This is a genomic window from Streptomyces sp. Root1304, assembly GCF_001426405.1.
Taxonomy (GTDB): domain Bacteria; phylum Actinomycetota; class Actinomycetes; order Streptomycetales; family Streptomycetaceae; genus Streptomyces.
The window spans coordinates 185779-199079 of record NZ_LMEP01000022.1 but is presented as its reverse complement, the minus strand read 5'-3'; the positions used below and the strand labels follow the sequence as shown (position 1 = coordinate 199079).

At 71.1% G+C, this 13301-nt stretch carries 10 protein-coding genes and 1 pseudogene; 2 read left to right on the top strand and 9 right to left on the bottom strand.

Translation table 11 applies throughout. The features are described from left to right. Positions 1-3: 3 nt before the first annotated feature. Both ASD33_RS20380 and ASD33_RS20375 read right to left on the bottom strand, forming a co-directional pair. Complete coding sequence (locus ASD33_RS20380; RefSeq protein WP_056562174.1) at positions 4-1002, bottom strand: sugar ABC transporter permease; 999 nt, start codon at positions 1000-1002, stop codon at positions 4-6. An 85-nt stretch (positions 1003-1087) separates the two neighbouring features. Then, on the bottom strand, positions 1088-2422 hold the full coding sequence (locus tag ASD33_RS20375; protein ID WP_056562171.1) for an ABC transporter substrate-binding protein: 1335 nt from the start codon (positions 2420-2422) through the stop codon (positions 1088-1090). Positions 2423-2781: 359 nt separating this feature from the next. On the opposite strand from ASD33_RS20375, the gene ASD33_RS20370 reads away from it, so the two are divergent. Beyond that, on the top strand, positions 2782-3813 hold the full coding sequence (locus tag ASD33_RS20370; RefSeq protein WP_199863558.1) for a LacI family DNA-binding transcriptional regulator: 1032 nt from the start codon (positions 2782-2784) through the stop codon (positions 3811-3813). Between the two features lie 184 nt (positions 3814-3997). Here the strand turns inward: ASD33_RS20370 and ASD33_RS20365 are convergent, their stop codons facing one another. From ASD33_RS20365 to ASD33_RS35840, 3 genes are all read right to left on the bottom strand, one after another. Further along, the gene (locus ASD33_RS20365; protein WP_056562167.1) at positions 3998-5764 is read right to left on the bottom strand and encodes a glycoside hydrolase family 6 protein; all 1767 of its coding nucleotides are present in this window, start codon (positions 5762-5764) and stop codon (positions 3998-4000) included. 37 nt (positions 5765-5801) lie between these two features. Next, on the bottom strand, positions 5802-7382 hold the full coding sequence (locus tag ASD33_RS20360; RefSeq protein WP_079044894.1) for a cellulase family glycosylhydrolase: 1581 nt from the start codon (positions 7380-7382) through the stop codon (positions 5802-5804). Between the two features lie 650 nt (positions 7383-8032). Beyond that, on the bottom strand, positions 8033-8185 hold the full coding sequence (locus tag ASD33_RS35840; RefSeq protein WP_199863576.1) for a hypothetical protein: 153 nt from the start codon (positions 8183-8185) through the stop codon (positions 8033-8035). Here ASD33_RS35840 and ASD33_RS34360 point away from each other — a divergent pair. Then, positions 8157-8561, top strand: a pseudogene (locus ASD33_RS34360) (glycoside hydrolase family 48 protein); the annotation flags it as partial. The gene ASD33_RS35840 and the pseudogene ASD33_RS34360 sit on opposite strands and share 29 nt — an antisense overlap. A gap of 31 nt (positions 8562-8592) precedes the next feature. On the opposite strand, the gene ASD33_RS20350 reads toward ASD33_RS34360, so the two are convergent. From ASD33_RS20350 to ASD33_RS20335, 4 genes are all read right to left on the bottom strand, one after another. Continuing rightward, entirely contained in the window at positions 8593-9657 is a 1065-nt protein-coding gene (locus ASD33_RS20350) for a hypothetical protein (protein ID WP_157870059.1), read from the bottom strand. A 94-nt stretch (positions 9658-9751) separates the two neighbouring features. Further along, a complete protein-coding gene (locus ASD33_RS20345) occupies positions 9752-11107 on the bottom strand; it encodes a polysaccharide lyase family 1 protein (protein WP_079044893.1) in 1356 nt (451 codons plus the stop codon). Further along, complete coding sequence (locus ASD33_RS20340) at positions 11104-11910, bottom strand: rhamnogalacturonan acetylesterase (RefSeq protein WP_056562158.1); 807 nt, start codon at positions 11908-11910, stop codon at positions 11104-11106. Before ASD33_RS20340 ends, ASD33_RS20345 begins: the two co-directional genes overlap by 4 nt. After that, a complete protein-coding gene (locus ASD33_RS20335) occupies positions 11907-13247 on the bottom strand; it encodes a sugar ABC transporter substrate-binding protein (RefSeq protein ID WP_056562155.1) in 1341 nt (446 codons plus the stop codon). Before ASD33_RS20335 ends, ASD33_RS20340 begins: the two co-directional genes overlap by 4 nt. Between the last annotated feature and the right edge of the window lie 54 nt (positions 13248-13301).

Sequence of the window (13301 nt, the reverse complement as noted above, 5' to 3'; positions counted from 1 at the left end):
AGGTCAGCCCCCCAGCTTCTTGCGTTGGTGACGGGAGACGAGCGCCTGGACGCCGCCGACGACCAGCAGGAGCAGCAGCATGACCCAGGCGATGGCCGAGGCCTGGCCCAGCGCGCCGGTCACCCAGCCCTTCTCGTACATGAGCAGGCTCAGCGTCTGGAACTGGTTGCCGCTGCCGCCGCTGATGCCGACGCTGCCGCCGTACAACATCGGCTCGCCGAAGAGCTGGGTGGCGCCGATGGTGGAGACGACGATCGTGAAGAGGACGGTGGGCCGGATCGACGGGATCGTGACGCTGAGGAACTGGCGCCAGCGCGAGGCCCCGTCGAGCGAGGCCGCCTCGTACAGGTCCTGCGGGACGGCCTGCATGGCGGCCAGGTAGATCAGCGCGTTGTAGCCGGTCCAGCGCCAGGTGACGATCGTGGAGATCGCGATCTGCGCCGGCCACCGGGAGGCCTCCCAGTCGACCGGACCGAGCCCGACCACGTCGAGGAAGGTGTTGATGAGCCCGTAGTCGGTGTTGAACAGCTGGGCGAAGACCAGGGTCGCCGCCGCGATCGAGGTGGCGTACGGGGCGAGGATCGCGACCCGGAAGAAACCGCGGCCGCGGAGCTTGTAGTTGAGGAGGTGCGCGAGTCCCAGCGCCATCAGCAGCTGCGGGACGGTCGAGATGACCCCGATGGTGAAGGTGTTGAACAGCGCGTTCCAGAAGAACTCGCTGGTCGCGAGGTCGGTGTAGTTCTCCAGGCCCTTCCACTGCGCCTCGCCGCCGAGTTCGACCCGGTGGAGGGAGAGCCAGCCGGTGTAGATCAGCGGGAAGAGGCCGAAGGCGGCGAAGGTGAGGAAGAAGGGGGTGACGAAGACGTACGGGACGGCCTTGAGGTCCCAGCGGTAGAGGGTGCTGCGCAGGCCGCCCGAGGGGGCGCGGCGGCGCGGGCCGGGGGAGGAGGGCGGTGCGGGCGGCGGGGAGCCTTCCGGCCGCGCCCGAACGGAGGTGGCCACGGGGGCGTCCTTCCAGGTCGATGCGTGCGGTGGTGCGGACGGTGCCGGTCCGCCGCCGCGGGCGGCGGACCGGCAGGCGCCCCCGCTACTGGTCGATCTTGTCGTCGACCAGCTTCTTGACGTTCTCCCAGGCCTTGGCCGGGTCGGTGCCCCGCTGCTCGATGTCGAGGATGCCGTTGTCCGTGAGGAAGGTCTTCACCTGGCCGTCGTAGCGGCTGATCGTGGCGGGCGTGATGCGGGCCGCCGCGCCGGAGAAGATCCGGCCGACCGGGGTGTCGCCGAAGTACGGCAGCTTGGCGTCCTGGACCGCGGACGAGGTGAGGGTGTCCTTGGACGAGGGGATGTTGCCGTTGACCGCGAACACCTTGGCGTGCTGCGCGGGGGCGGTCAGCCAGGCGGCGAGCTCGGCGGCCTCCTTGGCGTGCTTGCCGGACTTCGGTACGGCGAGGAAGGCGCCGCCCCAGTTGCCGGCCACCGGCGGAGCGGCGATGTCCCACTTGCCCTGGTTGGCGGGGCCCGCCTGGTCCTTGATGATGCCGGTCATCCAGCTGGGGCAGGCGACGGTGGCGAACTTCGAGTTCTTGAAGGCCGCGTTCCAGGTGCCCTTCTCGTCGAACTGGCGGAGCTTGGCGGTGAGTCCGCCCTGCGCCGCCGCGACGGCGGTCTCCCAGGCCTTCTTCACGCCGGGGCTGTTCTCCCAGTCCAGCTTGCCGTTCGCGTCGGCGTACTGCACCGGGTCGCTGGAGACGACGGCGTTGAACAGTCCGCTCGCCGAGTCGTGGAAGGAGGTGCCGGCGGGCGCGTTCTTCTGGTACGTCTTCCCGGTCTCCAGGAACCTGCCCCAGTCGCCCGCCCACAGCTTGGCGACGGCCTCGCGCTCGGTGGGCAGCTTGGCCTTGGCGAAGAGGTCCTTGTTGTAGCAGATGGCCATCGGGCCGATGTCGGTGCCGAGACCGATGACCTTGCCGTCGGCGGTGGTCGCCTGCTTCACCTTCCAGTCGAGGAAGGCGCCGATGTCCGCACCGCCCTCCTTGCTCAGGTCGACCCACTTGTCCGCCATGGTGGGACCGGTCGCCTCGGCGATGAAGCCGACCTCGACGGCCTGGATATCCGCGAGGCCGCTGTTGCGGGAGAGGCGCAGCTTCAGCGTGTCCCAGTACTTCTGGCCGTCGGCGACGTTCGACTCTTCGATCTTGATGTTGGGGTGGGTCTTCTCGTACTCGGCGTAGAGCTTGGCGCCGGTCTTGTCGTCGTAGCCGAAGGAACCGAAGGTCCCGACCCGCAGCGTGATCTTGCCGCCGCCCGGGGCGGCGTCGTCGCTGTCGCTGCCGCAACCGGTGAGCAGGGCCGTGCCGGTCACGACGACGGCGACCGCCGCGACCGCCGCACGGCGTCCGCGTCTGCTGCTGGAAGTGCGCATTCCACTCTCCTCGTCCAAAGGTGGTGCTCGTTGTGCGCCAAGAGGCCCGGCCGGCTGATCGCGGCTCGGCGGCGCCCGCCAGGACCTGATGCAAGGCTGTGCGCGTCCCGGATGGGAGCGCTCCCACGTCGTTGCCGGAAGGTTGCTGCCTGGCGGGTGTGGGTGTCAAGACATGAACGCGGATTCGTTACCGGAAGGTTTTCCCGGGGTTTCGCGGCGCCGTGCGGGGGTGGGGCCGTCATCTCCTGAACACATGCTCGTGGCGCGGTCGCGCCCGGTGAACTAGTGTGGGAGCGCTCCCATCGCTGATGGCGGTCCTGGTGAGCGGCACGTTGTCCTACGAGGGGAGCTCGGCGGTTGTGAACGGACGGCAGAACGCCAGACCGACCCTGGAGCAGGTCGCGGCCAGGGCCGGGGTCGGCCGGGGCACGGTCTCCCGGGTGATCAACGGCTCTCCCCGGGTGAGCGAACAGACCAGAACGGCCGTCGCCCGAGCCGTCGCCGAACTCGGCTACGTCCCCAACCAGGCCGCCCGCGCCCTCGCCGGCAGTCGCACCGACGCCATCGCGCTGGTCATCCCCGAGGCCGAGGCACGGCTTTTCGCGGAGCCGTACTTCCTCGACCTCATCCGCGGGGTGAGCGCCGAACTCGCCGACGCGGACAAGCAGCTGCTGCTCACCCTGGTCCGCAGCGAGCAGGAGCGCCAGCGCTTCGAGCAGTACCTCGCCGCTCAGCGCGTCGACGGCGTGCTGCTCGCCTCCGTGCACGGCGACGACCCGCTGCCCGACCGGATCAGGGAACTGGGCCTCCCGGTCGTCATGAACGGCCGCCGCTCGGAGGCCGAGCCCGTGGCCTATGTCGACTCCGACAACATCGGCGCCGGGCGGGCGGCCGTCGCCCACCTCGTGGCCCGCGGCCGGAGCCGTATCGCCACCGTCACAGGGCCGCCCGACATGTACGTCGCACGGGCCCGGCTCGGCGGCTACCGGGCCGGCCTCGCCGAGGCCGGACTCGCGCCCGACGAGGCGCTCGTCTCGGTCGGCGACTTCACCGAGGAGGGCGGGCGGCGGGCGATGCGGCTGCTGCTCGACCGCAGCCCGGACCTGGACGCGGTGTTCGCCGCGTCCGACGTGATGGCGGCGGGCGCGCGGGGGGTCCTCCGGGAGGCCGGACGGCGGGTCCCCGAGGACGTGGCGCTCGTGGGGGTCGACGACTCGGCGGTGGCCCGGCTGATGGACCCGCCGCTGACGAGCGTGCGGCAGCCCATCGAGGAGATGGGCCGCACGATGGCCCGGATGCTGATCCAGGAGATCCACGCGAGCACGGAGGCGCCGGAGGAACCGCGCCGGCGCGTGCTGCCGACGGAACTGATCGTGCGCGAGTCCTGCTGAGGGCGGGCGCGGGCGTACGGAGGCGGCGGGGTGCGCGTACGGCCCCGGGCATTCGTATGCCTGCGGGTGCGCGTACTCCTCCGGTCGGTGGGCGCACCCTCGCCTGCGGTGCGTCCTCGTCCGTGGGTGCGCCGACGACCCCACGGGAGCCGGGTCCCGTGGGGTCTCGCGCGCGGGGGCGGGGTTACAGCGCCGGGTGGGCGTTCTTCATGAGCTCCTGGAACTGGGCCGAGAACCACTGGCCAGAGACCGGGGCGTCCGGCAGCGCGCCCGACATGCTGTTCCCGTTACGGGCGTTGCCCGTGTACGTCGGGTCGCACATCCGGTCGAAGCCCTTGCCCTCGTTGTTCGGGATCTCCTTGCTGGCGCCGTCGGACTCGCCCGGGGGCTTCATCCAGACGTACGCGTCGATGCCCGCGGCCGGTGCCGCCTGCGGCCTCTCGCCGAGGCCCGCGCCGGACTGGTTGCACCAGTTGCCGAGGTGGATGCGACGGTCGTAGCGGCCGCCGTTGACGTAGGTGTCGACACTGGTGGTCGCGCCCGCCGCGGTCGGCCGGGCGGTGCCGCCCCAGCCGTTGCGGGAGGTGTCGATCAGCATGCCGAGGTTGCTGTCGAAGCCGAGCGAGACGAGCTTGGCGCGCATCGCCTGGGCGTACGACAGTTCGTCGGTGTACCGGTTCCAGTCGACCCACTTCGACTGGCGCACGGACACCCCGTTGACGCTGTCGTTGATCGTGAAGTGGTCCTCCTTCAGGGCGCTGTAGTTGGCGGTGTTGACGATGAAGCCGTGGACGTTGGACAGCGTGGAGCCCTCGGCCGTGGCGGCCTGCCTGAACAGCTCGGCGGAGGGGCCGAAGTTGTCGTCCCAGCCCAGCCAGCCGTGGTGGCCGGCGTCGATGTAGTTGTAGACGTTGCCGATCGCGCCGAGCTTCTTGAGCGCGTAGCCGACGCCGGTGATGTAGTTGCCGTTGGCCTTCATGACGTCACAGTTGGGCGTCGCCGTCGGGCGGCCCGAGACGTTGGTGACCAGGTTGGGCAGCGAGTCGATCTCGACCGTGGTGACGATCCGCAGGCCCGCGTACTTGGAGTCGGCGAGGATCGCGGCGATCGGGTCGATGTACTCGGTCTTGTAGCGGCCGATCTCCGTCGGGCCCAGCTCGCCGTTGGAGGCGAGAGCGGCGCAGTCGCGGCCCGGCAGGTTGTAGACGACCAGCTGGACGACGAGCTCGCCGGAGCCCTTCTGCTTGAGGGCCTCGTCGAGGTGGGCGCGCAGGCCCATGGAGGTGGCGGAGCCGTTGATGGCGGCGATCCGGTCCAGCCAGACGCCGGTGGGCTGGCTGGAGATCCGGCTGCCGCCGGGCTCGGCCGCGGCCTTGGCGGACCACTCCGGGTTCACGTACACCTTGGCGCCGGCGTACGGGTTGTCCGCCCTGCTGCCGGCCGGAGGCGTGGTGGGCGGAGTGGTCGGCGGGGTCGTCGGGGGAGTGGTGGGGGGTGTGGTCGGGGGAGTCGTCGGCTCGGTGGCGCCGTTGCAGACGACGCCGTTCAGCTTGAAGGTGGCCGGTACGGCGTTGGTGCCGCTGTACGAGCCGTTGAAGCCGAAGGAGGCCGAACCGCCGGTGGCCAGGCTCCCGTTGTAGGAGAGGCTCTTCGCGGTGACGGCGGCGCCGGACTGGGTGATCGTGGCGTTCCAGCCCTGGGTGACCTGCTGGTTGCCCGCGTAGGACCATTCGAGGGTCCAGGAGGCGACCGGGTCACCGGTGTTGGTGACGGTCACGTTGGTGCCGAAGCCGGTGCTCCACTGGTTGGTGATCTGGTAGTCGACCTTGCAGCCGGGGGCGGCGGCGCCGGCCGTGGCGGTGCCGAGGACGGTCGCCGTGGCGCCGGTGGCCGTGATGAGGCCGAGGGCCGCCAGGAGGGCGGTGCGGCTGGTGTTCCGGGTGCGGCTCATGCGGGTGGGGATTCCTTTCGGAGGGACCTCGGGGTCCTCAGGGGGTGAGGCCGCGCAGGTGGTCGCGCAGCCCGATGCCGAATGCGGTGGGAGTGCCGTCGTACGAACTGATCAGCGCGGGACCGGAGTTGCAGTTCCAGGTGTTCCAGGTCCAGCCCAGGTACGAGAGGCCGCGGTCGTCGAACCACTTCATGACGCGGTCGACGAAGGCGTGTCCGCAGGTGTTCTCGCCGATCTCGCCCGCGAGGAGGGGTACCTCGGCGGCCACCGGGGCGAGGGTGTTGTTCCAGCACGTCTCGTCGGAACAGGTGTTGAAGTTGTAGACGTGCCAGGCGGCGGCCAGATTGTCCGCCGGGTCCGTGGGGCGGTACGTGAGCCACTGGCTCAGGTCGTTGGAGTACGCGAGGCCCGGGACGAGGAGGAGGTTCCTCGACCCCGTGGCGCGGACCGCGTCCACCAGGTCCTGCATGCCGGCGACCTCGTAGCCGATGCCCGGACAGGTTCCGCCGTCGCGCCAGCAGGACCAGGCCTGGGTCGCGGTGGAGGTCGCCCGGTCCGGATAGGGCTCGTTGAACAGGTCGAAGACGACCCGCCTGTCGTTCTTGAAGGTGTTCGCCACCGAGGTCCAGAACGCCGGGGTGTACCGGGCGTCCGGCATCGGCTTCTGGCAGGTGGCGTGCACGTCGGAGCAGCCCGCCGAGTTGCCGGTGTACTGGCCGTACGTCCAGTGCAGTTCGACCACGGGGGTCATTCCGTGGGCGAGGACCTTGGTCACCAGGTCCTTGACGGCGCTGATGTACGGGGTGCCCCGGTACTCGGGCTTGATGTTGTCCAGGCCGAGCCAGCACTCCTCGTTGAGGGGGATGCGGACCGTGTTGGCCTTCCAGTCGGCGATGGCCTTCACCGAGGCGTCGTCGGCGGGGCCGTCCCAGATGCCGTAGCCCTGGACGCACATGAACTCGCCGCCGGAGCGGTTGACGCCGAGCAGACGGCGGGTCGCGCCGTTCTGATCGGTGAACCTGTTGCCGGACACGCCGAGTTCGGGCGCGCCGGTGACGGGGGCGGGGGTCGTGGGGGGAGTGGTGGGAGGGGTGGTCGGGGGTGTGGTGGGTGGTGTGGTCGACTCGGTGGGTGTGGGTGTGGGTGTGGGTGTGGGTGTGGGTGTGGGTGTGGGTGTGGGAGTCGGCGTCGGGGGCGTGCCGGTGGCGCACGGTGTGCCGTTGAGCGTGAACGCGGTGGGTGCCGTGTTGGCCCCCGACCACGAGGCGACGAAGCCGCCCGTGATCTTCGCGCCCGTGCCGAGTGCCGCGTTCCAGCTCTCGTTCACGACCGTGACGGCGGCCCCGGTCTGGGACCACGTGCCGCCCCAGCCCTGACTGACGACCTGGCCGGCCGGGAAGCCGAAGCCGAGGCTCCAGCCGTTCAGCGCGGCGCCGCCGTTGGTGACGGTGACGGCGCCCTGGTAGCCGCCGGCCCACTGGCCGACGACCGAGTACTCCACCGTGCAGACGGGTGCGGCCGCGGCTCCTGAGGCCGTACCCATGAGGGCGAGCGCGGTGCTCGCCATCGTGAGCGCCGCTCCGGAGAGCAGCGCGAACAGACGTGGGGGATGTCGCATGAGCGAGTCCTCGCAGCGAGGGCACACCCCTGACGGTGTGCCGACCGGACGGATTCGCTCCCACTGGTCGGGGCAGACCGTAGCGTCAACTGACGCCAAGCAAAAGAGGTGTTGGGTAAATTCCCCGCCGATTGCCTTCGACTCTTCACGCACCTTGACGCCGCCGCGCCCCAACTGCACAGTGGGAGCGCTCCCACTGGTTCAGAGCTTGTCTCCGTACAGGTTCCGCTCTTCGCTCCCCCCGACCTCCAGAGCCGCGAGGAGAACCACCCCCATGCCACGCCTCCGACCGAGAACGCGCCCCCGTCGGCAGCTGACCGCGCCGGCCGCGGCGCACCCCCCTCCCCCTCGGCCTCACCGCCGTCGCCACCACCGGTGCCCAGTTCACCTACAGCGGCGCCAACGCCGCCCCACCTCCTTCGCGGTCAACGGCACCCCCTGCACGGGCGCCCACCAGGCCCCGATGACCGTCCTCACCAGCCCCGCCCCCGGAGCCGTGTACAGCCAGGGCGACCCGGTGCCGCTCGTCGCCACCGTCGGCAAGGTGGCGTTCTACAGCGACACCACCCTCCTCGGTACGGACACGACCGCGCCCTTCACCTTCGGCGCGGCCGGCCTCGCCACCGGCCCCACTCCCTCTACGACAAGGCCTACGACAGCCTCGGCGCCTCCGCCGAGTCCGCGCCCGTCGGCATCACCGTCGCCGCCGCGGCCACCGGCACCGGCTCGGCCGTCTTCGCCGCGACCGCCCCCGGCCGCGCGAAGGCCGAGGTCGACGTCGGCGTCGCCGCCGCGTACGCCAAGACCCTCACCTACTACGCGGCCAGCTCCGGCCACGCCGAGGCGAAGCGCGTCGCCAAGGCCCTTCTCGACGGCATGTGGGACCACCACCGGGACCCGCTGGGCATCGCCGTCCCGGAGACCCGCGCCGACTACAGCCGCTTCGACGACCCCGTGCACGTGCCGAACGCCTGGACCGGCACCATGCCGAACGGCGCCCCGGTGAGCACCTCCTCCGCCTTCGCCTCGATCCGCACCTTCTACCAGGACGACCCGGCCCGGCCGAAGATCGAGGCCTACCTCGCGGGCGGCGCCGCGCCCGTCTTCACGTACCACCGGTTCTGGGCCCAGGCGGACATCGCCCTGGCCATGGGCTCGTACGCGGAACTGCTCGAATAGGCCGCCGGGGTACGCGGCGGGAAAGGGTGGCTCAGCCGGCGCGCGGGGTCCAGTCCGGCGGCGTCCACAACCGGGCAGTGGCGCCGCCGACCTGGATCAGCGTTCCGGTATGCCGATCCTGACGCGCCGGGCGGAACCCGTCGATCGCGAACACCTGCTGTCCGCTGGTGATGTCGACGCCCCGCAGACCGGCCTCGTCGGCGATCAGCAGATGCTCCCCGTCGGTGAAGAAGCCGAGATCGCCGACCGGCCAGGGGAACGTCGCGAGCGCCCTGATCCACCGGACGCCCGGCGAGTGCGGTGCGATCGAGGTGGGGTCGAGGACGTGGACGGTACCGCTGCCGGCCTCGTCCCGGTCGTACACCGCGATCCGTTCGTCGTCGATCCACACCACCGGCCCGTTCCACTCCGAGACCTCGGGATACACCGCACGGCTGGGCCCGTCCTCGGACTCGTACGGGTTGCCGTGCAGCCAGGCGGTCAGGCTCCACACCGCCGGCATCGCCCACGGCTGCCACACCCACCCGCCGTCGTAGACACGAGTCCCGTCGGGACTCAGCGACAGCGCGCCGTGGAAGTAGTCGAGGTCGTACTCCGCGTCTTCCTCCTCTCCATCCGGGCTGTCCCGCGCCGTAAGCACCTCCCCGGACGCGAGATCGGTGACGTCCAAGCGGTTCCAGTCGGTGCGATGGACGACAACCGGCCGGCCGCCGTGCTCGGCGAACGCCAACGCGAACGGGACGGTTTCACAGCAGTAGTCCCCGCCGTCGAACGTCACCACCGGCGAACCGCTGGTGAGATCGACGACGGTGCCGTACCGGCCACGGTCCTGAACCACCGCCGCCCAACGGCCGCATCGAGACGCGTGAACCCGCAGCCGAACGCCGCCACCGGCTGCGGACGCCGGCCTCTCCTCCCGATACCGGGCCACGTCCCGCACCTCGCCGGTCGTCGGCGTCCACCGCGCCAGCCGTCCGCCCTCGGACAGCACCAGCCACGCCGGCCCCGCGTCACCGAGGGCCGCCGGCAACGCCGCCACATCCACGACCGGCCGCAGCGCGTCGGGAACCGCCACGTCCACCGTGATCGTCGCCATACTGATCCCCTCGATGCGCCCGCCCCGCAGCAACGTCAACAGCAGGTGATGCGGCACCGTATCGGGCGGGGGTGAACGGGTGCTCCCCGGGGGCTCAGCGGAGGCGGCCGGCGCCCGCGTGGTGGTCGACGAGGGCGGGGACGGCCCTCGGGAGGTCGACCCGGGTGCGCAGGACGGGGGTCCAGCCGGCGTCCGCGCGGAGCTGCTCGGCGGGGTACCGCGCGTTGTGCGCGGCGAGCAGGTCGACCGGGACGCCGTTGACGTAGTTGCCGGAGGTGGTGACCGGGGCGTCCTTCCACTTCTTCAGGATCTGTCCGGCGGGGACGCCCGCGGCGAGCGTGAACGCGTTCTTCTCCGCGACCAGTCGGGACTCCTGGCCGATGCCGAAGCTGTACACGTACGCGGAACCCGGCACCACGAAGTGGTTGTTGTACGCGTCGACCTGCCCGAACCGGACCCGGGGCGCGCGTTCCACCACGTTGTCGAAGAGGTTGTGGTGGAGGGTGACCCGCAGTCTGCCCCGGTCGGTGGCGCCCGCGCTGTCGCTGTTGCCGATCATCAGGGTCTTGTCGTGGTCGGTGAAGACGTTCCAGGAGACCGTGACGAGGTCCGCGCCCCGCACGACGTCCAGCTCGCCGTCGTGCTGCTGGTACACCTCCCCGTAGTACGAGGGCAGCGAACCGTCCGGGTGGGCCCCGTCGGTGAAGGTGTTGTGGTCGATCCAGACATGGGTGGAGCCGTACACGACGAGGCTGTCGTACTCGGAGTTCCAGGCGCCGGTCGCACCGTCCGTGGGATCCCACTGCGGGAAGCAGTCGAGCGGGGACTCCATGGTCAGGTTGCGGACTACGACGTTGTCCACGCCCGTGACCTGGAGGCTGCCGCCGGTGATCCCCGCGTGCCTCCCGACTCCGACGATCGTGGTGTTCGCGGGGACCTTCGCCTTGATCGCCTCGCCCTGTGCCGCGGCCGAGGCCGCCCGCAGGTCCTCCTGGGGGCCGCTGACCTCGTTCTCGTACCCCCAGACGGCGGGGTCGTAGTCGGCGAGGTAGCGGGCGAAGTCGTAGCCGGGGGCCTCGAAGGCGGCGCAGCCGGCGGCGGTGGCGTTCAGCGTGCCCACCACCCGGACGAGCCGGGGCTCGGTGCCGGGCACGGCGAGCGCGGCCCGGAACTCCTCCCAGGTGGTGACGGTGAAGACCCGGGAGGCGACGGCGGCCGATCCGCCCGTGGTGCCCGTACCGGCGGACGCCCAGCCGTCACCGGCAGGGAGGGTCGCGCGGGCCGGGTCCCCGCCCGGCCGGGGGACGGCCCGGGCGCCGGCCGCGGGGGTGACGACCGTCAGGAGGAGGGCGGCCGCGGCCACCGCTCCCAGGCGCGCGCTCCGGTTCGTGCCGCGGTTCGTGGTCCGGTCGGTGCTCCGGTTCCCGCTCCGGTTCGTGGTCCGGTTCATGGTCGGTTCTCCTCGGGTTCGGGCCAGGTGATCCAGCGGGTGGGTATCGCGTCGTCCAGGCGGCGCGTCTCGCGCGGCGTCAGGACATGGGTGCGGAGCAGCTCGGCGGCGACCAGCCGGGCCACCTCGATCGCGCCCGGCGGGTTGAAGTGGGTGTTGTCCTGCTCGGTCGCCGTCCAGTTGAAGTACGTCTTGGTGGCCTCCGGGCCCAGCCGCTGCCACAGCGCGAGCGACAGCGCCTCGATGTCCAGGAGCGGGACGTCCGCCTCGCGGGCGGTCTCCCGCATCGCCGCCGGATACGCGCCGAGCGTGCGCAGGGCGGTCCCGTCGACGTCGAACCGGCGCCGCTCGACGGAGGTGGCGAGCACCGGGAGGGCGCCCCGGGAACGCGCGCCCTCGACGAAGACGCGCAGGTTGTCCCGGTAGGAGGTCCACGGCTCGGTGTACCGGGTCGGGTCGGCGACCTTCTGGTCGTTGTGGCCGAACTGGACCAGGAGCAGGTCACCGGGGCGGAGCGCCGCCAGGATCGGTTCGAGCCGCCCCTCGTCGAGGAAGCTCTTGGTGCTGCGCCCGTTCACGGCGTGGTCGGCGACCGTCACGTCCGGGTGGAGGAAGAAGGGGAGGGCCATGCCCCAGCCGGTCTCGGGCGCGGCGTCGGCGTACTTGAGGGCGGCCGTGGAGTCGCCCGCGACGAAGAGGGTGCGCATACGGGGGTGTCCTTGGGAACGGGCCGGGGGAGCCCCGGCCAGGGGGAGCGCGAGGCCCGCCCCGGCCGTGACCACCGCGCGGCGGCCGACGCTCACGGGTTCTGCTGCTTCCACTCGGCCTGCGCCGCGTTCAGCCGCTCGGCCAGGTGGTCGAGGAACTCCCGGGCCGTGGACGTGCCGAGCAGGACCTTCTGGAAGGCGGGCTCGTTCTCCGCCTTGGAGAGGGTGTTCCAGTCGGGCAGGTAGTACGGCAGCTCCACGATCGTGGCCTTGCCGCTGAACAGGACCTCGGCGCCGAGCTTCGTCGGCTCCGCCTCCTGGAGCCACGGGTCCCGCGCCGCCTCCGTGTTGGCGGGGATGGCGCCGGCCGACCTGTTCCACTTGCTGTTGGAGGCGTGCGAGGCCGCGAACTCGATGAACTTCCAGGCGGCGGCCTTGTTCCTGCTGGACGAGAAGAGCCCGAGGCCGTCGACCGGGTTGGAGACCTGCACCCGGGTGCCGTCGTCCAGTGTCGGGTTGGGGATGCCCCGGAACTTCCCGGGGCCCAGTGCCTTCACATGGTCCTGGTAGGAGCCCAGGTTGTGGCTGAGCATGCCGATCTGGCCGCTGTCCCACTGGGCGACCATCTTGGTGAAGTCGTTGTTGACGTCGGCGGCGGGCGTCGTCCGCTTGAACAGGCCGGCGTACTTCTCCAGCGCGGCCACGTTCTTCGGGTCGTTGACGGTGGTCCTGTCGCCGTTCCAGAAGCTCGTGATGCCGCTCTGGCCGTACATCGCGTCCAGGGCCTGCGCGATCGAGCCCGCGCCGCCGCGGATCGTGTATCCGAACCGGTTCCTGTCGGCGGCGGTCAGCTTCTCCGCCGCCGCGTAGAACGTCGACCAGGTACGGGGCTCCGGCAGCCCGGCCGCCCTGAACAGGTCGGTGCGGTAGTAGAGGACGCCGTTGCTGGCGGAGGTGGGGACGGTGAACAGCTTGTCCCGGCCGCCCGCCGACTTCACGCTCGCGAGCATGCCGGCGTTGAGCTTCCCCTTGAGCGCGCTGCCCTCGATCCGGGCGTCCAGCGGCTCCAGGGCGTTCTGCGCGGCGATCCCGGCGAGCATCGCCGCGCCGACCCCGCCGACGTCCGGCAGCGCGCCGCCCTGGATCGCGGTGTCGTACTTCGACTGGACCTCCTTGGAGGCGACCCCGACGTACTCGACGTCGATGCCGGGGTTCGCCTTCTCGAAGTCCGCGATGATCTCCTTCCACACATCGGTGCGGACACCGCCGTTGTTGTCCCAGAAGGTGATCTTTCCCTGGCCCGATCCCTCGGCGCCCTTGTCGCCGGCCGCGCCGCTGCCGTCGTCGCCGCAGGCGGTGGCGGTCAGGGCGAGGACGCCGGACAGGGCGAGGGCGAGGGCGGCTCTGCGCCCTCCACGGGTGAAGACGGTCATCGTCGGCTCTCTTCTGTGGGGTTGGTACGGGGGTGGGGTGGGGTTGTGCTCGGT